Origin of the sequence: Clostridium aminobutyricum (assembly GCF_017255415.1) — a bacterium.
Taxonomy (GTDB): domain Bacteria; phylum Bacillota; class Clostridia; order Peptostreptococcales; family Anaerovoracaceae; genus Aminipila; species Aminipila aminobutyrica.
Window position 1 is genome coordinate 286,038 of the sequence record NZ_JAFJZZ010000001.1, and the last position, 22,380, is coordinate 308,417.

At 39.3% G+C, this 22,380-nt stretch carries 19 protein-coding genes; 13 read left to right on the top strand and 6 right to left on the bottom strand.

All coding sequences use genetic code 11. The annotated features are described in order from the left end of the window. Positions 1–31: 31 nt before the first annotated feature. The 5 genes from tpiA (at position 32) to JYB65_RS01405 (ending at position 6,007) form a co-directional block, all read left to right on the top strand. Positions 32–778, top strand: coding sequence for a triose-phosphate isomerase (tpiA, locus tag JYB65_RS01385; protein ID WP_206581743.1), 747 nt, complete (start codon positions 32–34; stop codon positions 776–778). A gap of 30 nt (positions 779–808) precedes the next feature. Then, positions 809–2,101 (top strand): phosphopyruvate hydratase, encoded by a 1,293-nt coding sequence (gene eno, locus JYB65_RS01390; RefSeq protein ID WP_206580795.1) that lies wholly within the window; start codon positions 809–811, stop codon positions 2,099–2,101. Positions 2,102–2,302: 201 nt separating this feature from the next. Beyond that, complete coding sequence (gene secG / locus JYB65_RS01395) at positions 2,303–2,533, top strand: preprotein translocase subunit SecG (protein WP_206580796.1); 231 nt, start codon at positions 2,303–2,305, stop codon at positions 2,531–2,533. Between the two features lie 136 nt (positions 2,534–2,669). Next, positions 2,670–4,685, top strand: a complete 2,016-nt coding sequence (locus JYB65_RS01400; RefSeq protein WP_206580797.1) for a sodium-translocating pyrophosphatase — start codon at positions 2,670–2,672, stop codon at positions 4,683–4,685. A 254-nt stretch (positions 4,686–4,939) separates the two neighbouring features. Continuing rightward, positions 4,940–6,007, top strand: a complete 1,068-nt coding sequence (locus tag JYB65_RS01405; RefSeq protein ID WP_206580798.1) for a branched-chain amino acid aminotransferase — start codon at positions 4,940–4,942, stop codon at positions 6,005–6,007. A 61-nt stretch (positions 6,008–6,068) separates the two neighbouring features. Here the strand turns inward: JYB65_RS01405 and rnr are convergent, their stop codons facing one another. Then, positions 6,069–8,174: a ribonuclease R gene (gene rnr, locus JYB65_RS01410; protein ID WP_206580799.1), complete on the bottom strand. Its 2,106-nt coding sequence runs from the start codon at positions 8,172–8,174 to the stop codon at positions 6,069–6,071. 119 nt (positions 8,175–8,293) lie between these two features. After that, a complete protein-coding gene (locus tag JYB65_RS01415; protein WP_206580800.1) occupies positions 8,294–8,575 on the bottom strand; it encodes a hypothetical protein in 282 nt (93 codons plus the stop codon). Positions 8,576–8,806: 231 nt separating this feature from the next. Here JYB65_RS01415 and JYB65_RS01420 point away from each other — a divergent pair, with 231 nt between their 5' ends. Both JYB65_RS01420 and JYB65_RS01425 read left to right on the top strand, forming a co-directional pair. Continuing rightward, the gene (locus JYB65_RS01420) at positions 8,807–9,361 is read left to right on the top strand and encodes an RNA polymerase sigma factor (protein ID WP_206580801.1); all 555 of its coding nucleotides are present in this window, start codon (positions 8,807–8,809) and stop codon (positions 9,359–9,361) included. Then, positions 9,358–10,443, top strand: coding sequence for a DUF4179 domain-containing protein (locus JYB65_RS01425; RefSeq protein WP_206580802.1), 1,086 nt, complete (start codon positions 9,358–9,360; stop codon positions 10,441–10,443). The genes JYB65_RS01420 and JYB65_RS01425 overlap by 4 nt, the downstream gene beginning before the upstream one ends. Positions 10,444–10,529: 86 nt before the next feature. On the opposite strand, the gene JYB65_RS01430 is transcribed toward JYB65_RS01425, so the two are convergent. From JYB65_RS01430 to trkA, 4 genes are all read right to left on the bottom strand, one after another. Next, complete coding sequence (locus JYB65_RS01430) at positions 10,530–10,961, bottom strand: CBS domain-containing protein (protein ID WP_206580803.1); 432 nt, start codon at positions 10,959–10,961, stop codon at positions 10,530–10,532. Between the two features lie 80 nt (positions 10,962–11,041). Beyond that, positions 11,042–12,502: a TrkH family potassium uptake protein gene (locus JYB65_RS01435; protein ID WP_206580804.1), complete on the bottom strand. Its 1,461-nt coding sequence runs from the start codon at positions 12,500–12,502 to the stop codon at positions 11,042–11,044. 12 nt (positions 12,503–12,514) lie between these two features. Continuing rightward, positions 12,515–13,984, bottom strand: a complete 1,470-nt coding sequence (locus JYB65_RS01440; RefSeq protein ID WP_206580805.1) for a TrkH family potassium uptake protein — start codon at positions 13,982–13,984, stop codon at positions 12,515–12,517. A gap of 5 nt (positions 13,985–13,989) precedes the next feature. Continuing rightward, a complete protein-coding gene (trkA, locus tag JYB65_RS01445; RefSeq protein ID WP_206580806.1) occupies positions 13,990–15,360 on the bottom strand; it encodes a Trk system potassium transporter TrkA in 1,371 nt (456 codons plus the stop codon). A gap of 235 nt (positions 15,361–15,595) precedes the next feature. On the opposite strand from trkA, the gene JYB65_RS01450 reads away from it, so the two are divergent. From JYB65_RS01450 to topA, 6 genes are all read left to right on the top strand, one after another. After that, positions 15,596–16,189, top strand: coding sequence for an MBL fold metallo-hydrolase (locus JYB65_RS01450; protein ID WP_206580807.1), 594 nt, complete (start codon positions 15,596–15,598; stop codon positions 16,187–16,189). A 5-nt stretch (positions 16,190–16,194) separates the two neighbouring features. Beyond that, the gene (locus JYB65_RS01455) at positions 16,195–17,019 is read left to right on the top strand and encodes a Cof-type HAD-IIB family hydrolase (RefSeq protein WP_206580808.1); all 825 of its coding nucleotides are present in this window, start codon (positions 16,195–16,197) and stop codon (positions 17,017–17,019) included. 139 nt (positions 17,020–17,158) lie between these two features. Then, the gene (locus tag JYB65_RS01460) at positions 17,159–17,506 is read left to right on the top strand and encodes a YraN family protein (protein WP_342366625.1); all 348 of its coding nucleotides are present in this window, start codon (positions 17,159–17,161) and stop codon (positions 17,504–17,506) included. A gap of 17 nt (positions 17,507–17,523) precedes the next feature. Next, positions 17,524–19,053: a YifB family Mg chelatase-like AAA ATPase gene (locus tag JYB65_RS01465; RefSeq protein WP_206580810.1), complete on the top strand. Its 1,530-nt coding sequence runs from the start codon at positions 17,524–17,526 to the stop codon at positions 19,051–19,053. Positions 19,054–19,062: 9 nt separating this feature from the next. Beyond that, positions 19,063–19,935: a DNA-processing protein DprA gene (gene dprA / locus JYB65_RS01470; RefSeq protein WP_206580811.1), complete on the top strand. Its 873-nt coding sequence runs from the start codon at positions 19,063–19,065 to the stop codon at positions 19,933–19,935. Positions 19,936–20,291: 356 nt separating this feature from the next. Further along, entirely contained in the window at positions 20,292–22,373 is a 2,082-nt protein-coding gene (topA, locus tag JYB65_RS01475) for a type I DNA topoisomerase (RefSeq protein ID WP_206580812.1), read from the top strand. The last annotated feature ends 7 nt before the right edge of the window (positions 22,374–22,380 follow it).

Here is a 22,380-nt window from a genome sequence, read left to right on the forward strand (position 1 = left end):
TTGGTAGGTCCGTAAAAGGAGGTTGGATATGATAAGAAAACCATTTATCGCAGGTAATTGGAAAATGTATAAGACTACTGCGGAAGCAAAAGCCTTTGCACGGGCGTTTACCAAGCTGTACAACAGTTCAGATGTTCAAACTGCCATATGTGCACCTTATACTCAGTTGGAAACTTTAATTGAAGCGTTTAAAGGAACAGACATCAAAATCGGTGCACAAAATATGCATTTTGCGGAGGAGGGGGCCTTTACCGGGGAAATCTCAGCGAAAATGCTAAAAGAAATTGGTGTGGACTATTGCATCATCGGCCATTCAGAACGAAGACAGTACTTTGGAGAAACAGATGAAACGGTTAATTTAAAATTGCGTAAAGCTTTTTCTGCCGATATTATACCTATTCTATGTGTTGGTGAAAGTTTAGAAGAGCGAGATGGCGGCAAGGCCTTTGACGTTGTAAAAAATCAGCTGGCAAGCGGATTAAAGGAGATCACAAAGGAACAGGCGAGCAGTTTGGTAATCGCCTATGAACCGGTATGGGCCATCGGCACAGGCCGCAATGCAACGCCTGAGCAAGCCGATGAAATGTGCGGATTTATCCGAGACACCATAGAGGAACTATATGATGACGTTGTTTCAGATCAGACTATCATTCAGTATGGAGGCAGTGTGAAACCGGCGAATGCGACTGATATCATGAATATGCCGGAAATTGACGGAGCCCTTGTAGGAGGTGCCAGCTTGATTCCGGAAGATTTTATTGAAATCGTTAACTTTTAAGAATATGTATGGAGAGAAGGGAAAAAGAAGATGCCATTTATTGAAGACGTAATCGCACGTGAAGTGCTTGATTCCAGAGGAAACCCGACGGTAGAAGTAGAAATTTATTTAGAAGACGGCTCTATGGGAAGAGCAATCGTTCCTTCCGGTGCCTCTACAGGGGCGCATGAAGCTGTGGAGCTTAGAGATGGCGATAAGGCAAGATATTTAGGAAAAGGAACGTTAAAAGCGGTAGAAAATGTAAATGATATTATCGCGGAAGAAATCATCGGTTACAATGTGCTTGACCAGGTAGGACTAGACAAGTTGATGATTGAATTAGACGGAACGCCAAATAAGAGCAAACTAGGTGCGAATGCTATTTTAGCCGTATCCATGGCGGCAGCTGATGCAGCGGCAAATAGCCTAGGACTTCCTCTATTCCAGTATCTTGGAGGTGTAAACGGAAAGACTCTTCCGACACCTATGATGAATATTTTAAACGGCGGTTCCCATGCGGACAATACGGTTGATATTCAGGAATTTATGATTATGCCAGTTGGTGCTCCTTCTTTCAGAGAAGCCCTTCGAATGGGTGCAGAAGTATTTCACCATCTAAAGTCTGTTCTAAAAAGCAGAGGCATGAATACAGCTGTTGGCGATGAAGGCGGATTTGCACCGAACCTTGCTACAAATGAAGAAGCGATTCAGGTTATTATTGAAGCAATTGAAAAGGCGGGGTATAACCCGGGTAATGACATTAAAATTGCGCTTGATGTAGCGGCAAGTGAATTTTATGATGAAGCTGCAAAAATATATAATCTTGCAGGCGAAGGTGTGAAGAGAACAGCTGAAGAAATGATCGCTTACTATGAAATGTTGATTTCGAAGTATCCGATTATCTCTATTGAAGATGGACTTGCTGAAGACGATTGGGAAGGCTGGAAGGCTCTGACAGATCGAATCGGTCAGAAGGTTCAGTTGGTGGGAGACGATTTATTTGTAACCAATACAGCAAGATTAGAAGAAGGCATTGAAAAGGGTATTGCAAATTCCATTTTGATCAAAGTAAATCAAATCGGTACATTGACAGAAACTTTTGATGCTATTGAAATGGCGAAAAAAGCGGGATATACGGCGGTTGTTTCTCACAGAAGCGGAGAAACGGAAGATGTAACCATTGCCGATATAGTAGTGGGATTAAATGCAGGACAGATCAAGACTGGTTCTCTTTCCAGAACAGATCGAATTGCGAAGTACAATCAGCTTCTTCGAATTGAAGAACTGTTGGATACCTCCGGTCAGTATGCAGGAGCGAAAGCATTCTACAATTTGCGTGCGTAGTCGAGCAAATTATATCCGTTCTAACTTTGCGGCAAAGCCGAAAGGTGAATCGAGGAACTGATACAATTTGAAAGTAATGTACATTGGCGTAAAATCAACGTGTTTGAGGGCTTTTTTCTCCTTTATTCGAGAAAAAAGCCTTGATTTTTTGACAAGCTTATGATAGACTCAAGTAGTTAATCACGTGCAGGAGGTGAAGAGATGAAAACATTTCTTATGATAATACTTGCAATTGCTAGTATCGTTTTGATAGCTAGTATTTTATTGCAGTCCGGAAATAGTGCTGGCTTAGCTGGTTCGATCGGCGGAGGAGCGGAACAATTATTTGGTAAGAAAAAGAGTAAGGGATATGAAGCTGTATTAAGTAAAATTACAACTGTCGCAGCAGTTTGTTTCATTGCGGTTTCACTGGCTTTAGTATCTATTGAGTAGTAAGTAATTGATTAATTAACGTTAATATATCTTAGCTTCATTATTATTTTATTTCTATAAAAATATTGCTTTTACATTAAGAGGTGTCCAAGACGCCTCTTAACTTGCATTAAAAGTAAAGAGGAGGTATTATCAAATGAATCAATTTTTGCAAGTAGCTGCACCAATTGCAGCGATCCTTGCGCTGGTATTTGCGTACGGGCTTACATCTTGGATTACCAAGGTGGATGAAGGAAATGACCGGATGAAGGAAATTGCCGGCTACATCCGAGAAGGTGCCATGGCTTTTTTGAGGAGAGAGTACAAGACAATGGTATTTGTTATCGTAGTGTTAGCTTTACTGATTGGATTCTTCATTGACTATGTTTCAGGTATTCTCTATGTAGTAGGAGCGGTACTGTCGGTATTGGCAGGTTTCTTCGGCATGAATGTTGCAACAAGAGGGAACGTAAGAACCGCAAATGCAGCAATGGAATCCGGTATAGGCAAAGCACTGAAAGTAGCATTTCGTTCTGGTGCAGTAATGGGACTTTGTGTAACAGGCCTTGGTCTTTTAGGATTGGGCATTGTATTCTTAGTTCTTGACATAGCTACTCTAGAGCAATGTGTTACCGGCTTTGGACTTGGGGCATCCTCTATGGCCTTGTTCGGACGTGTAGGCGGTGGTATCTATACAAAGGCTGCGGACGTTGGTGCCGACTTAGTAGGTAAAGTGGAAGCCGGAATCCCGGAAGATGATCCAAGAAATCCGGCGGTTATTGCGGACAATGTAGGGGACAACGTAGGCGACGTTGCCGGTATGGGCTCTGACCTTTTTGAATCCTATGTTGGTTCTATTATTTCTGCGATCACGCTTGCTGCGGTAGCTGCAGCGAACTCCAACGGAGCATTTGATCAGACAGCAGCAGCATTATTCCCAATGGTACTTTCTGCAATCGGTATTATAGCGTCTATTATTGGTATCATGGGCGTTAGAGGTAAAGAAGGCGGAAACCCTTCTCAGGCTCTAAACATGGGAACTTATATTTCCGGTATTGTTGTCATCATAGCTTCGTTTATATTATCAAAGACAATGCTTGGAAGCTTTGACTATGCCATTGCTATTATCGCTGGTTTAGTCTGCGGTATTGCGATCGGAAAAATTACAGAAATTTATACTTCTGGAGACTATAAACATGTTAAGACTATTGCAGAACAGTCACAGACTGGTGCTGCTACAACCATCATTTCTGGTTTAGGTGTTGGTATGTTATCCACCGTATGGCCCGTTATCTTTATTTGTATAGGGATTTTTGTAGCATTCCAGTTCGCTGGGTTATATGGAATTGCTCTTTCCGCAGTAGGTATGCTTTCCACAACCGCTATGACTGTTGCGGTAGACGCATATGGTCCGGTATCGGATAATGCCGGTGGTATTGCAGAAATGAGTGAACTTCCGCACGAAGTTAGAGAAATTACGGACAAGCTTGATGCTGTAGGGAATACAACAGCTGCTATTGGTAAAGGCTTTGCTATTGCTTCTGCCGCATTAACGGCGCTTGCACTGTTCGCATCCTATGCAACCGTTGCGAAGCTTACGGAAATCAGCTTACTTGACCCAATGGTAATCATCGGATTATTTATCGGAGCAATGCTTCCTTTCTTATTCACAGCAATGACGATGAATTCTGTTGGCAAAGCTGCTAATCAGATGATTGAAGAAGTAAGAAGACAGTTCCGAACAGATAAAGGTATCATGGAAGGTACATCAAAACCTGATTATGCAACATGTGTAGATATTTCAACAAAAGCTGCACTTAAGGAAATGGTTGCTCCTGGACTACTTGCAATCATCGCTCCTTTAGCTGTAGGTATTGTTCTTGGTACAGAAGCCTTAGGCGGAATGCTTGCAGGATCACTTTCTGCCGGTGTATTGTTAGCGATTATGATGGCTAACGCTGGCGGCGCTTGGGACAATGCAAAGAAGTACATCGAAAGCGGACACTTCGGCGGAAAGGGCTCTGAGCCTCATAAAGCTGCAGTTGTCGGTGATACGGTAGGAGATCCGTTCAAGGATACCTCCGGTCCTTCTATCAACATTCTGATCAAACTTATGACGATTGTAGCAGTCGTGTTTGCTCCATTGTTTTTATCAGTTGGCGGGCTTTTATAATACGAAATCAATCATGAATGTGACTAATAGGTGTATCTCTTAGAGTACACCTATTTTTTATTGCCGTATTGTGACTCATACCAAAAAATATACTTAATAATTGTTGAGTATTACAATTATTGTTGACTAATGAAAAGAATCGTATTATTATATAATATAATAATACAAAAAATCGGGCAAATAATCACGTCGATATTTTTTTCAAAATGAAACTTAACCATAAATCGGCAGATTGAAAGAGAGGAAAGAAAGTCATGAAATACAATTTTCCAATTACAAGAACTACAACGCCTAAAGCGAAACCGGATCCGGACACTTTACGATTTGGTCAGCTTTTTACAGACCATATGTTTATTATGGAATATACAACCGGTAAGGGTTGGCACGACGGTAAGATTGTTCCTTATGCGCCGCTACAGATTGAACCTGCTGCTGCAGTATTTCATTATGCACAGGAAATGTTTGAAGGTTTAAAAGCCTACAAATCAAAGGACGGAAGAGTGCTTTTGTTCAGACCGGATATGAACGCAAAGAGAACAACAAGTACGAATGAAAGAATGTGCATTCCTCATTTAGATGAAGAATTAATGGTGGAAGCTATTAAGGCTGTTGTGAATGTTGATAAAGATTGGATTCCTGAAAAAAAGGGAACTTCACTATACATAAGACCATTTATTATTGCTGACGAACCGTTTTTAGGAGTAAGACCTTCTGACCATTATTTGTTTATGGTTATTTTAAGTCCTGTAGGACCTTATTATGAAGGCGGTCTCGCGCCTACCAAGATTTTCGTCGAAGATGATTTTGTAAGGGCCACTCCTGGCGGTACAGGATTTGCCAAAATCGGAGGCAACTACGCGGCTGGAATGAAGTCACAGGAGAAAGCACATGAAAAAGGTTATGAACAAGTATTATGGCTTGACGGTGTAGAAAGAAAGTATGTAGAGGAAATCGGAACTTCCAATGCGTTCTTTAAGATTCACGATGAAGTTATCACCGCACCTCTTTCCGGAACGATTTTACCGGGTATTACAAGAGACTCTGTCATTAACCTCCTAAAGCAGTGGGGCATTAAGGTTTCAGAAAGAAGATTGACCATCGAAGAGGTTTTTGAAGCCGGCAAACAAGGAAAACTGATTGAAATGTTTGCTACCGGTACGGCCGCTGTGATCTCTCCGGTAGGAGAACTTTCTTGGAAAGATGAAAAGGTTGTCATTAACAATGGTGAGATTGGAGAATTGTCTCAGAAACTTTATGACGAATTATATGGACTTCAGATTGGTGAAGTAGAAGATACATTGGGCTGGACAGTACAAGTATAAAAGAGTAAAGGACCGTGAACTATCCGTTTTTCGGTCCTTTTTATATGCATAAAATAAACAGTTATTCTATTGTTTGTTGTACGACGGAAAAATCAATTTCCCGCTCTTCAATATCGGCGCGTTGCACTTCAATTCGGATTCTATCCCCCAGTGCGTAAATTTTATTGGTATGATGACCGATAAATCGATATTTGGATTCATCATAATCGTAATAATCATCTGTCAACGCTTCCACGCGTACCAATCCTTCAATGGTATTTTCAAGCTGAACATAAAAACCGTAATTGGTGATGCCGCTGATTACTCCATCAAATTCTTGACCGATGCGATAAGACATATATTCGGTTTTTTTCAGCTTTTCAACTTCACGTTCCAATTCTTGAGCCGCGCGCTCTGCCTTTGATGACAGATCGGCTGCAATTTCGGTGATTTTTCTCAGCTGCTTGCTTCGTTTCTCGTTTAGCTTGCCTTCAATGGACTCTTTAATGATTCGATGAATCATTAAATCCGGGTATCTTCTGATCGGAGACGTAAAATGACAATAAAACTTTACCCCTAATCCGAAGTGCCCATTGCAGGCTACATCATAAAAAGCTTTTTTCATTGCGCGGAGCATTACAGTATTGACTACATTTTCGTATGTTTCACCTTTCACCTGTCTTAGAATATCGCTTAATACTCTTGGATGAACATTTTCAGTATTTCCTTTCATCAGAACACCAAAACCACGCACAAACGTTTTAAATTCATCCATACGGTCTTGGTCGGGTTTCTCATGAACCCGATAAACAAAAGGGGAATCCAGCCAATAAAAATGTTCCGCTATGGTTTCATTGGCAATCAGCATGAATTCTTCTATGATACGATTTGCAATACGTCTTTCAGCCGTTTCTATAGTGATTGGTATGCCTGAATCGTCTAATGTAATATAAGCTTCGTCAAAATCAAAATCAAGGCTTCCGCGGCTATCTCTGCGTTTATTTAAAATGGCAGCCAATTCTTTCATCATTAAAAGTTCTTCGTAGATATCATCGTACTTAGAAATTAAATCTATTGCATTTTTTTCTAACATATCGGAGACATCATCATAAACCATACGATGCATAGAATGGATGACACTTTTATAAATGTCATGACCAACCACATCTCCGTTCGTATCTATTTCCATGTTAATAGAAAGCGTTAAACGGTCTACAGAAGGGTTTAAACTGCAAATACCATTCGACAGTGCTTTCGGTAGCATAGGGATGACCTGATCCACCAGATAAATACTGGTGCCTCTTTTTAACGCCTCTTTATCCATTGCGCTGTCTTCTTTTACATAATGAGTAACGTCGGCAATATGCACTCCGAGTAAATAATTACCGTTACTTAGCTTTTCTATAGAAACTGCATCATCTAAATCCTTGGCATCTGCGCCATCAATGGTAATAATTTTTTTGTCTCTTAAATCAATTCTACCTATAAGTTCTTCAGCGGTGATCGGTTCAAAATCTTCTTTCTCCAACAATTTTATTTTCGAGATAGCTTTTGCCTCGGCATTTACTCTGCTGGGAAAAGTCTGAAACAAATTATATTGCCGGATTAAAGATTTTATATCTCCTCCAGGCTCACCGTTTCGACTGATCACTTCTATAATTTTTCCCTCTGCGCTATTTCCGTTTTCAGGGAATTTTGTTATTTGAACAACTACTTTATCACCGGTCTGCGAATTTCTAAAATCACTTTTCTTCACGAAGATATCGGCATTGCTAAACCGCTTATCATCAGGCACCACAAAACCGAAACGATTACTTTTTTCAAAAGTTCCTACGATCTCGGTAATCCCATGATGGAGTATCTTTTCTATAGCGCCTTCTCTGGATTTATTGGAATTACTAGGTGGATATAAGGATACCTGCACCGTATCACCATGCATAGCGCCGTTTATATTTTTAGCTGCAATAAATATATCTTTTTGTTCTGCAGGTTTGGAATTGCCTTTCTCTTCTTCATCTGACTCAGTTTCAGATATAATTGGTGTAACAAAGCCAAATCCCCTTTTATGCTTTGAAAGTATCCCTTCTATTACCTCTCCGTGCGTGGGTGGATTTTTATATATTCGGCGTGTAGTCGTACTATCTGATTGCTTATTCTTTTTCTCTTTATTAAAAATTATTTTACTCATATTATTATTATATCACAAAGTGATTCTTTTAAATATTTAATCTTATAAAGGAATGCATAAGTTTGTAAATTGCCCTTTAAAAAAACAAAAGGATGGAAAAATCCATCCTTTTTGTTTCATTATTGATTATCAGGCGTATTGGCTTTATTTGAGATGGAACCATCGGTGGTATTTGTATCATTTAGAGGATTTACATTATTCCTGTCATTGTCTAAAATACCATTGTTATCATCGTCATTTAAGATGCCATCTCGATTGTTATCATCATTCACAATCCCACCATTTGTTGTGTTTCCTGGGGTATCAGGATCAATTGTGGTAGGATTATTGTTTCCGCAACCTGAGAATGCCACCATTACCATAATCAATAAAAGTCCAAGCAAAATTCGTGCTTTCTTCAAATTATTCAACTCCTCTCTTTTTTCATTCTTATTATGAACCAATTTAAATATTTTAATCATAAATCCTAAATCAATATGAACTGAATTATTTACTATTAAATGTGAAGCATTAACATTTTAAAAAATTTTAAAAATATGATAAATTTATTGAGTGAAAATGATTTTATATACGAATGTATAATTGAGGAAATAAATTAATGAAAAAATATAGCATATTGGAAAGAGGAAACTATGAACGATAATGAGCTGATATTGCTTTTGAAGAGTGATCCGCAGGAAGGCCTGACAAAAGCAATTGATTTGTATGGGGGAACCGTTAAATGGATTATACAAAAAATTATAGGGAATCACTGTCAACAAGATACGGAAGAATGTGTTTCTGATACATTTGTAAAATTGTGGCAAGGAATAGATCGGTTTCAGAACGATAATGGGGTCCTTCTAAAAAGCTATTTGTATGGAATCGCAAGGCATACGGCTATTGATTTTTGCAGAAAGCGGAATGCACAAGAAGAACTGTTTCCGATTGAAGAAAACGATTTAGGTATCCATGTAGACGTCACGGAAGAACTGGCAAAATCAGAAAATATTCGAATTCTCCAAGAAGCAGTAGATGCTTTGCCTGAACCGGATCGAAAAATATTTATAAGGCGGTACTTTTTGCAAGAAAGGATTAACGCGATTGCAGAATCGCTTTCAATTAGTCCGAAGGTGGTAGAAAACAAATTGTACCGCGGAAAAAAAGTGCTCAAGGATTCGTTGATTGAAAGGGGAATAATATTATGAATAGATTGGATGAACTGATGGATTACTATCAATTGAAGGATGAAAAAGCGATAGAGGAAATGCCAATTGATGAAGATGAAAAGCAGCGAATCTTACATGCTGTTTTAGAGAAAGCAGGATTACAGGAAAAAGAAATAGTAAAAACATATTCAAAAAATATCCGCAAGAGACGATTAGGAATTTTACTAGCAGCTTGCATTTCGGTGTTTGCTATGGGGGCAGTTGGTTTTGCCGCGGTGAGTTTAAACGGTGGAATGCTCAGCTTCTTTAATCCTAAAAGTCAGGAAGAAACTGAATTGCTCAATAGCATCGGAATGATTATTGATAAACAAGTGTCCGCTAATGGGCTGACCATTGATGTGAAAGAAGCAGTGGGAGACAGCAACGCGGTTTATGTGATGTTTGACATTATAGCACCGGAGGGAATGGTCCTGGATAAGGAACAATATACTTTTGTAACAAATAATATTCAAATTGGAGGTGCTATAGGTAGTTACGGAATGGGATATTCTTTCCAGGAACTGGAGGATGCGAATAAAACGGACAATAGGATACCAATGATGTTATGTCTGAGTTCCAGTAAAAAATTAGTGGGGGAAAATATGACGATAAGCTTTGAAGATTTCTCCACTTATAAGACCGAAGAAGAAATGGCAACCATTCCGCAGATGACAGAACCGGGAACAGCTGGAGATGAAAATGATTGGTATCATATTCTTATACAAGGAGAATGGAAGATCACTTTTCCTTTAAATTATAAAGATAATTCTCTTTGTTGGAATGTGAATCAAAAGATAAGTTATAAAGATATGGAAGTAAATGTGAAACAAATAAGATTGTCTCCAATTTCCATCAATATGACTTTAAACAATTTGGATTTGAAACATCATGATGTGATGGAAGCACCTTGGCTCATTCATATGAAAAATGGTGATGTGATTGATTTGAATAAGTGCGGTCGAGGAGCTTATACCGGCTCTCTTAAAGGAACGATTATTGATGCACAATTTGATCAAATTGTTCGGCTCGAAGATGTTGAATCCATTGAATTTTGCGGTACTATTATTCCAGTAAAAATCTAAAGGGGAATGATGTTAATATAAAAAAGAAGGGGCATTCTATTTGAAGAATGCCCCTTCTTTTTTATAGGATATCGATTGTTGTTGGATTACATCACACCGTTCGGCTTTGAAATTGCGGAGAGCGCATCTCCTGCTTCATCTACGTAAATAGGCTTACGTGCAATATCGGCGAGGGAAATGATCCCGACTAACCGATCATTGGAGACAACCGGTAAACGGCGAACTTGATGCTTCGCGAGCAACATCGCCGCATCATGTGTATTCATATTTGGTGTTGCACAGGATACATCTCTTGTCATAACGTCTTCGGCTTTTGAAGCGTCTTTCCCTGAGGCAACAGCGCGTAATACGATATCTCTATCTGTTATGATACCTAGAACTCTACCATTATCGTTACACACAGGAATGGAGCCCACATTTTCTTGTTTCATCTGCTGAGCAACCTGTGAAAGTGGCGTTTCTGGACGCACACAGCTTACGCTGGGAGTCATAAGATCTTTTATTAACATAATTCTCATCTCCTTTATTTTTTATATGAAAAAAAAGCAGGCTTTTTGAATTTAGCTTGCTCTTTTCTGTTCTTTTTTATTCTACATTTCTAATGGTAGCTATATTTGTCCGGATTCCAGAAGGAAGGAACAAACAGTACAACTATGGTAAATAATTCCAAACGACCGACAATCATTAACATGCATAAAACAAGACGAAGCGGTGGGCAGTAAACGCTATAATCCGCATCACTAACTAAACCAAAACCTAACCCTGTATTAGAAATCATTGCCAATGAAGAGGACAAGGTTGTAAATAAATCGAGATTTTGAAGTGATAATAGAAGTGATGAAAAAACGATTATCACAAAAAACAACATGATGAATGCCGTGAGGTGAGATACTTTTTGTGCGGAGATGGCTTCTCCACCCAGTTTAACCGCATAAACGGAACGTGGGTGAATTCTTTTCATAAAACCACGGCCGATTAACTTCATAGCTACCAAGAATCGGATCACTTTGATGGACCCGCAGGTAGAAGAGGAGCACCCTCCTATTAACATGAGCATACAAAGGATACTCATACAAAAAGTAGGCCAAGATTCCTGTTCGACAATGGCAAAGCCTGAAGTCGTGGAAAAAGATACAACGTGGAAGATCCCATATCTCAGAGAATTCATAAAGTTATAGGAACCTGTAAAATACAAGGTGGCCACAACTAAAGCAGAACTGATTCCCAAGATAGCAGCGTATCCACGAAATTCAATATCATGTAAAACGATACGCCAATTTCTGTTCAATACATGATAATAAAGGGTGAAGTTAATGGATGCTAAAAAAGTAAAAGTACAAACAATAATCTCAATATACAAGCTATCATAGGATAGAAAGACATCATACATGGAGGTTAATCCGCTGGTGCTTACGCTGCCCATTGTCGTAATGATGGCATCAAATGTATCCATAGGACTGAGCAAAAGCAACAGGAATTCCAATATGGTAAAGGAACAGTAAAATAGGTACAGCATTTTAGAGGAATCGGAGATACGATTCGCCACCTTACTGAGGGAGATCCCCGGCACTTCAGCGTAGGCTAAAGAGTAGGCGCTGATTCCTAATGCCGGTAATATGGAAATGGCAAGAACCAATATTCCCATTCCGCCAAGCCAACTTGAAACGCCTTTCCACATGACCAGACTGTGTGGAAGGGATTCTAGATCAACGACAGAGGCTCCGGTTGTCGTAAAGCCGGCCACCGATTCAAAAATACCATCTACAAGTGCATAACCTGAAATCAGGTAAGGAAGTGCTCCCAATAAAGAAGCGGTAATCCAACAGGAAGAAACCACTAAATAGCCGTCACGCATTCTCAATTTTTGCGATTCAGGTTTTATAAAAATAAAACCGATATATCCAGACAATATTAAGATAAGCATCAATATGAAAAAGCTGGTAACTTCTCTCCATTCTTGATAAATAAATGCAGTAGCAAGAGGAACGGACATCGTTCCTCCGATAAGGACCGTTACAAGGCATAAAATTTTAAAAATTAAACGATAGTTAAATGACATAACAAAAACCTCTTATTTATCATAAAGCCAGAACTTACGAGTGAATAACATAAGAAATGTAAATAACTCAAGACGTCCTGCTAACATGAAGAGCGACAATAAAAATTTAACAGGGGATGAAAAGAAACCGAAGTTATTTACAGGTCCTACTAAATTAAAACCAGGGCCGACATTTCCTATGCAAGTAAGTACTGCACTGAAAGAAGTTACAATATCAATACCCTCTAAGCAGATTAGAATCGTACCTACCAGCACTGTTGCAATGTATAAAAAAATAAAGTTAGCAATAGATGAAACGGTATCGATACTAAGTTTCTTCTCATTTATTTTTACCGAAATAATCACATTCGGGTGAAGCCTTACTGCGATACCTCTGCCGATTAGTTTTAACATAACCAGTATGCGGATCACTTTGATTCCCCCTCCGGTGGAGGAAGAGCAGCCGCCAACGCAAAAGAGTATCAAAAGAACCATTTTGCTGAAAGTAGGCCAAACGTCATAGTCTGCCGACATAAAACCTGTAGTCGTCAAAATAGAGGCAACTTGGAAAGAAGAAAAACGTAACGATTCCCCTATCCCTTTGTAAATACCGGTTACAAATAAATTCAGCGTAATGAATAGGATCGCCATAGCTACTATCCAAAGATAAAATTTGAATTCGCTGTCTGCAAAAAGGTTTTTGATTCCGCCTTTATTTTTAAAAGCATAAAAATATAAGTTGAAGTTAATCGCAGATAAAAGCATAAAAGTAGTAATGATCCCATCAATTAATGGGCTATTAAAATGTGCGACGCTATCATTATAATTTGAAAAACCGCCTGTACCGACTGAGCCGAAGGTATGTGTAAGCGCATCATATAAATTTGTACCGGCAAGCAGTAAACAGATGACTTCCAAAAATGTAAGTATTAAATAAATCTGATACAACCGTTTGGCTGTATCAGAAATCTTCGGTGTAATTTTATCTAAGGTCGGTCCTGGTGCTTCTGAAGCCGCAATCAGGTTTGCACCTATTCCTAAAGAAGGAAGAAACGCAACAGCAAACACCAATATCCCCATACCACCGATCCAATTGGTAAAAGACCGCCAAAATAGAATTCCTTTTGGCAGAGATTCTATTTCTTTTAATATGGTGGCACCGGTAGTCGTTAAGCCGGAAGATGTTTCAAAAAATGCATCAAAAAAGTTGGGTATTGCGCCAGAAGCAATAAAAGGAATCGCCCCTACAACCGATGCTAAAATCCAACCTACAGACACGATAAGGAAACCATCTCGTGCAGTAAGACGGGTTCGAGTAGGAGTTATCCCAAAATAAATAACAAGCCCGATGAGCAAGGTAGAAACAATGGTTACGATAAAGGTAATAGCTGTCTCCAGCTCATTGTAAAGTATCGATACAATGAGTGGAAAAATCATTACTCCGCCCATTACCATCATCAGGGCTCCTAGGGACCTGAAAAATAGTTTGAAGTTTAAATTCATGATGCTTATCTCCTACTTAAAAAACTTGGTCTATTGCTCGTAAGCATTTTCTCAAGATCGGATAAGGCAGACAGCAACGACACGGTAATTACTCTATCTCCTTCTAATATCTTGGTTTCACCTGACGGAATGATGACATCTAAGCCTCGATGAAGAGCTGCAATGATCACCCCATCCGGTAAATGAAGATTCTTTAAAGGGGTATTGATGAGCGGCATATGCTTCTCTGCAATGATTTCCATGATTTCTGCTTGTCCTTGAATCAACTGTGAGGAAATAACACGTTTGGATCCTTGAATAAAACGAATAATGCTGGCTGCAGTGATATCCAGTGGATTTAAGGCCATATCAATCCCCATCTTTTCAATTAAGTCTGCATAACTTGCACGGCTAACTTTTGCAATAACATCTTCTATGTTATGCTGCTTAGCCATTAACGCTAAAAGAAGATTGTCTTCATCAAAGCCTGTTGCGGTAACAACCGCATCCATATCGTTCAAATTTTCCTCTTCCAATAAACTGATATCCGTTGCATCCCCATGTAAAATCATAACATCATCAAGGTGAGCCGCTAAATAATGGCAGCGGGCTTTGTCTTTTTCAATGATCTTTACGGCAATACCGAATTCTGCTAGTTTTTTAGCCAGATATAGACCGGTTTTTCCTCCACCGATAATCATCACTTTTTGCAGTCCGGTGTATTTACCCTTTTCATGTACTTTTGAAGAGAGCTTTTGAATCGGAAGCCGCTGTCCCATGATGTATAAACCGTCTCCTGCATGTATGGTAGTTTCTCCATGAGGGATGATAATCTTGCCGTTTCTTGAAATGGATACGACGAGCATATTCGGGAAAATTTGGCCGATATTAAACATAGAAACCCCAATAATCTGAGGCATCTTATTGGCAGGGAATTCAAGTAAGGATACTTTCCCGCTGGAAAATATCCCGTTGCTTAAAGAATACTTTTCGACTAAGTATTTGTATATTTCTACGGTAATAGCTAAGTCCGGGTTCACAATAAAGTCGATACCCATGGTTTCCTTTATAAAGCCCATTTGATTCATATGTTCAGGATCTCGCACTCTGGCAATAACCTTTGAACACCCAAGCTTTTTCGCAAAGGAAGCGATGACGATATTTTTTTCATCTCGATCGGTTGCAGCAAGAAAATAGTCGAACGTTCCTATTTTCATTTCTTCTAATATGCTGATTTGTTTTGCATTGGCATTGACCGTCAAAATATCCATGTGACTGGTCAGTTTTTGCAGTACTTCTTCATCCTTATCGATAATCGTCACGGAATGATCGCCTACTAATAGTGCTTCGGCAATTTTCAGTCCTAATTTACCAGCACCGGCTATAGCTATTTTCATTTTCTGTTTCCTCTTTTTCAATGTTATTTTAGACCTTCAGGCCTAGTGGATTAAATACGAAATGCTACTGTTTCCAATAGCGTAAAGTTATTATACCACTTGATTTTTGTTTCGCAACATTTATTTGCAAGATGGTATGAAATAGTCTAAAATGAAAGAAATAATAACATTAATATGCATATAAATCGTAAATAAATAGAGATAAATTGCAGAGTGAAAGTCAAAGGAGTAAAAAATGAAGATAAAACGTATTGTTGGAGGCAATTTGGAAAGCAACGGATATATTCTATATCAGAATGAGGGCGGACACTGTTTTGTTATTGATCCGGGTTATAATGCGGAAAAATTCGCTGTGCAAATTCAAAAAATGAAGTTAACGGCAGATGGTATTTTGCTGACGCATCATCATTACGATCATACCGGAGCTGTAGATAAACTCAGTGACTTGGTGGAGTGCCCTATTTATATGCACTGGGGTGATCTGGAGATCTATCGCGGAACGGTTCATCATACGTTAGAGGACGGAGATGTATTGGTACTGGATGGAGAGAACATAAAAGTGTTGCACACGCCGGGACATACGGAAGGAAGTGTTTGCTTTTACTCGGAAGACAGCAAGCTGGTGTTTACCGGAGACACTATTTTTAATATAGATTTGGGACGTACGGACTTAGAGGACGGATCGGACTATAAAATGGAACAGTCTATCCGAGACGTGATTGACAAGTGGGAAAATGATATAATGATCTATCCAGGACATGGCGACTCCTGTACGATGAAGTATGTACGGCAACATAATAAAGAATTCTTGGATATTATAGAAAGGTAATTTCAATGGCGATAAAATTAATTGCATTAGATTTGGATGGAACCACATTAAATAGTTTAGGTAAGCTATCCGACGTAAATAGGCAAGCACTGAATGCCGCTACTGCAAATGGCGTGCATGTTGTTATTGCCACAGGGAGGGTGCGGTCTGCACTGCCGGAAGATATTTTAAATGTATCCGGTATAGAATATGCTATCACTTCGAACGGAGCAGCCATTACCGATTTGCGGAAAGAGAAGGTTGTATACCAAAATTGTATTGCCTCAGAAGCCATTACGGGGGTCTATGAATTGTTAAGTCAATATCCTTTCATGGTAGAAATCTTCCTAAATGGAAAGGCCTTTGTAGAAAAACATATTTACGACAACATCGATAAGCTCGGATTCACACCGAAACATACCAATTACATTAAACAGACGAGACTCCCCTATGAAAATGTCTTAACGTATATGGTACAGAACCGCAGTATCATTGAAAATATTAACATCAATTTTGCGAATCAAGAGGATAGAATCATGATGAGGGAACGGTTAAAACAGCTCCACAAGGTGACCATAACCACTTCCTTTGATCATAATCTGGAAATCGGCGGAGAGACTACCAGCAAAGCGGATGCCTTGAGAAACCTTTGCACCACTTTAGGGGTAAATGAAAGGGAAATCATGGCCTGTGGAGACAGTCCGAATGATGAAGTGATGATGAGTGTTGCGGGACTTCCGGTGGCTATGGGGAACGCTAAGCCGTCCGTAAAAGAGATATCAAAGTATATTACCGGAACCAATGATGAAAATGGAGTGGCTCAGGCAATACATAAATTTGTATTAGGGTAAAAAGGTGGCTTCGCCACGCCCATATTTCCTATAAATAAAAAATAAGACCAGTCTTATGGAGAGAGGTAGGCTGGTTTTTTTTGTTTGTCTATTTGACAAAATATTACATTTAATATAAAATATAGAAAAAAGAACGGAGATAACAATGAATCTAGGGAGTTATGGGGAGGCAATAGCGGCCACTTATTTGGAATCAAAAGGATATAAAATAGTAGAAAAAAATTTTAGATGTAAGCTGGGTGAAATTGATATTATTGCAAGCCAAAGAGATATGCTGGTTTTTATTGAAGTTAAAACTCGAAGCAGTACAGCCTATGGACTTCCTTGTGAGGCTGTGAATAAAAAAAAGCAGCTGCATCTGATACGAACGGCAGCGTTTTATTTACTTAAAAATCATATAGGGGAAATAGACCAGCGAATGGATGTTGTTGAGGTTCTTTATAGGGAAGATCACGTTTACATACGACATCTGGAGAATGCTTTTTAAAGGCAAGGAGGAATACGATGTTTTCAAAGATATATACAGGGGTATTGCATGGGATTGATGCGGAGCTGGTAACTGTAGAAACTCATTTGGCACAAGGTTTGCCGTCTTTATCGGTAGTGGGTCTGCCGGACATGATGGTAAGAGAGGCTAAAGAGCGAGTTCGGGCTGCTATGATAAATTCCGGATATACTTTCCCGGCTAAAAGAATTACGGTCAATCTATCACCGGCACATTCCAAAAAAGAAGGAAGTCATTTTGATTTACCCATGGCAATGGGAATTCTCGCTTCTATGGGAACCGTAAGTAATTCAGCACTTCACGAATATGCCTTTTTAGGGGAATTATCATTAGATGGAAGAATCAATCGGGTAAATGGTGTACTTCCGCTTGTAATCGGACTAAAAGAGAACGGCTTGCGCAAAATTGTACTGCCTTTCGATAACATAAAAGAAGGCGCATTGGTAAAGGGCGTGGAATTGTATCCGATCAACGATTTGTCTTCTTTAATCGACCATTTTACAAGCAAAGAAGAAATACTGTCTTTTAAGGAGGGAGAAACCCGGAATCGAAAAAGGATTGATTACAAAGACGATTACTCGGACGTGAAGGGACAAGAGGCGGTAAAGAGAGCCATTACGATATGCTGTGCCGGTGCACATGGGCTGCTGCTGATAGGACCGCCTGGGGCAGGAAAATCCATGATAGCGAAGAGAATTCCGACCGTATTGCCTGAAATGACCTATGAAGAATGTTTGGAGGTCACAAAGTTATACAGCGTAGCAGGGGAATTGTCGAAAGAAAGACCTTTGATTACTGAACGGCCTTTTCGTGCTCCACATCATACTATATCCGGAGCTGCGTTAGCCGGAGGCGGGTCCAAACCGAAGCCGGGAGAAATTTCATTAGCTCACCTAGGGGTACTTTTTTTAGATGAATTGGCAGAATTTAATAGAAACACATTGGAACTGCTCAGGCAGCCGTTGGAAGACGATTGCATTACCATTTGCCGAACAGGAGGAACGTTTACCTTCCCTTCGGATGTGATGCTAATAGCTGCAAGCAATCCATGCAAATGCGGCTATTATGGAGATGCGACTCATGAATGTATCTGTACACAGACTCAAATCAATCAATATCGGTCAAAACTATCGGGGCCGCTATTAGATCGAATTGACGTTCATCTGGAAATTATCCCGGTGTCCTATAAAGAATTGGAGGGCTATGAATCGCAAGCTTGTAAAAGTTCCGATGAAATGAGAAAAGAGGTTGACCGCGCCCGGGATATTCAACTGGAAAGATATAAAAATCAAGGTATTTTATTTAATTCACAGTTAACGAACAGACTCGTGCAGAAATACTGTGAATTGGATTCAGACGGAAAAGAATTGGTTCAGCTGGCTTTTGAGCGATTCTCTTTAAGTGCCCGGGCACACCATAAAATTCTTAAACTGGCGAGAACTATTGCCGATATCGATGAGAAGGAAAAGATACAAGCCGTTCATCTTGCGGAAGCGATACAATACCGCAATTTAGATAAAAGGAGGTAAGCGTATACTATGAAAAGAGAAGACCGGATTCAATGTGTAGCGCTTTCATCGCCGAGTTATCCAGTACTTTTAAGGGAAATAGAAGACCCGCCGCAAACCTTATACTTCATAGGGGATATTCGTTTGGCCTCTATGCCTGCAGTCGCTGTGGTGGGATCTCGAAAGGCAACTTCCTACGGGAAGTGGGCGGCTTTTGAAATCGGAAAGCGGCTGGCAGAAAATGAAATGGTTGTTGTAAGCGGGATGGCATGGGGTGTGGATTCTTACAGCCATCAAGGGGCGCTTGAACTAAAAGGAAAAACGGTTGCCGTACTGGGATGCGGAATCGATCTTTGTTATCCGGCCGGCAACAGAAAACTTCGAAATCAAATTTTGGAGCAAGGATTGATTGTATCGGAATATCCACCGGGATATACTGCTAAAAAATTTACGTTCCCCTTGAGAAATCGAATTATCAGCGGATTATGTGCTGCTACGGTGATTGTAGAAGCAGGATTAAGCAGCGGTTCCCTTATCACCGCCGAAAGAGCCGCAGAACAAGGCAGGCATGTTTTTGCTCTTCCCGGAAACATCAACAGCATTCATTCAATAGGAACCAATAAACTGATCCAAGACGGGGCGTATCCTTTGGTCGTGGTTGATGATATTTTTGATGTCCTCGGTGTAAAAAAGAAAGAAAAAGAAAATAGTTTCAACCATTTGGGAGAAGATGAAAAAAAGATTCTGTCAGTCATTATGCAGGCCAGTGAAGTATCTATTGATTTTATTTGTAAACACGTAAAAATGGAACCTTCACAAGTCATCCCAATTCTTACTATTCTTGAAATGAAGGGAATCATTTATTCGTCTTTGGGAAAAATTTTTGTTGCAAATTTTAAATAATGAAACCATCATCAGAAATTGCAATCAGCGAAGAGTACCAAGTCACTTGAGACTATATAAATTTCCAAGAGAAGTAAAAATTGGAATACATCCAATACTTACTTCTTTATTTTTCTGCATATAATCAAATACTTTAAATGAGATACAAATTTAATCGTATTTACTCGACTAAGAATAATTTAAAAATGTTTTTTTTAGCCATCTCAATCATTATGATTTTCGGAATAAAAGGAATCATTTACTCGACTTTGGAAAAAATTTTTATTGCAAAGTAATCAAAATACAAATATAATCATTTTTTGTAATGTAACATACATATTTAATAAGTAAGAAATTTTCCGCAGGAGGATCAGTATATGGCAAATTCCAAGACTTTGGTGATCGTTGAGTCACCTTCTAAGGCAAAAACGATAGGAAAGTTCCTAGGAAGCAAATACAAGGTAGTTGCTTCTGTTGGACATGTTAGAGATTTGCCTAAAAGCAAGTTAGGAATTGACATTGACAATAATTTTGAACCGCAGTATATTTCCATACGAGGAAAAGGCGATGTAATCAAGGCGATGCGGCAGGAAGCTAAAAATGCCGATAAAATATATCTCGCAACCGACCCGGATAGGGAAGGGGAGGCTATTTCTTGGCATATTGCTTATCTACTAGGTTTAGATGACAAACAAGCTTGCCGAATCGTATTTAATGAGATTACTAAAAATGCTATTCAACATGCGGTAAAAAATCCAAGAACAATTGATGCAAAATTAGTGGATGCACAGCAAGCAAGACGTGTGTTGGACCGACTGGTTGGATATCAGATAAGTCCATTGCTATGGAGAAAAATAAGAAGAGGCTTAAGTGCAGGACGTGTTCAGTCTGCCGCGCTTAAGCTTATTTGTGATAGAGAAAATGCAATTCAGGCCTTTGAACCACAAGAATACTGGAACATTGCAGCAATATTATCAGATCAAGCAGAACGGAATAAAACATCTGCAAAGAAAAAATTTACTGCAAAATTAATCGAATATAAAGGGAAGAAGATCACTGTAAATAATAAAGAATCTGCGGAAGAGATCGTAAATGCTTTAAATCAGCATAAATATATTGTAAAGAAAGTTGAAAAGAAAGAGCGAAGCAAAAAATCATATGCTCCGTTTACCACAAGCAGCCTTCAGCAAGATGCAGCCAATAAGCTGAGCTTTTATACGAAGAAAACCATGATGATTGCACAGCAGCTATATGAAGGAATTGAAGTGAAAGGACATGGCACCGTAGGTTTAGTGACTTATATCAGAACGGATTCCGTAAGAATATCGGATGAAGCAAAGAGTGCTGCAAAAGAATTTATAGAAAGACAATACGGGAAAGAATATAGTGCAAATAATGTTTTTTCCAATAAGAAAAAGGATGTTCAGGATGCGCATGAGGCGATCCGGCCGAGTTATGTGGATCTAACACCGGAAGAGGTCAAGGAATCTTTAACAAAAGATCAATACAATCTTTATAAACTGATCTGGTCGAGATTTATGGCCAGCCAAATGACTGCCGCCGTTTATGATTCTGTAGCAGCGGAAATTGAAAACGGAGACTATACGTTAAAAGCAAATGGTTCTAAGTTAAAATTTGATGGGTATCTAAGAGTTTATCAGGAAAGCAATGAGGATGATGATGAAAAAATGCTGCCTCATCTGGAAGACGGCCAACAACTTGGCTTGGTAGAATTATTAAGCGAACAGAACTTCACGCAGCCTCCGGCAAGATATACGGAAGCCAGCTTAGTAAAGGATTTGGAAGAAAAGAATATTGGAAGACCTAGTACTTACGCGCCTATTATTGCAACGCTGATGGAGCGAAAATATGTATCCAGAGAAAAAAAGTCTTTGCTGCCGACTGACTTGGGGTCCATTGTTACTCAATTGATGGAAAAGTATTTCAAAGAAATTGTAGATGTTGGTTTCACTGCAGAACTGGAAGACCGACTGGATGACATAGAAGTAAAGAACTTGGATTGGAAAGTTATTGTTGACGATTTCTATAAAGTATTAAAAGATGAGATTGAGGTTGCTGATAAAGAAATTGAGAAGGTAAAGCTGGAAGATGAACTGACCGGAGAAATCTGTGAACTGTGCGGCAAACCTATGGCTAAGAAAAGCGGGCGGTTTGGGGATTTCATTGCATGCACAGGCTATCCGGAATGCAAAAATACCAAACCTATTATTAATAAAATTGATGCGCAGTGTCCAAAATGCGGGAAGGATATTATTGCAAGAAAGGGTAAGAACGGTAGACTGTTCTATGGCTGCAGCGGATATCCGGAATGCAATCAAGTATATTGGAATAAACCGACGAATAAAAAATGTCCGGAATGCGGAGCTTTATTGCTCGAAAAAAAGACAAAAAATAGTTCTTTCGTGTGTTCCAATAGTGAATGTGGGTATAAAGAGTAAGAGAAAG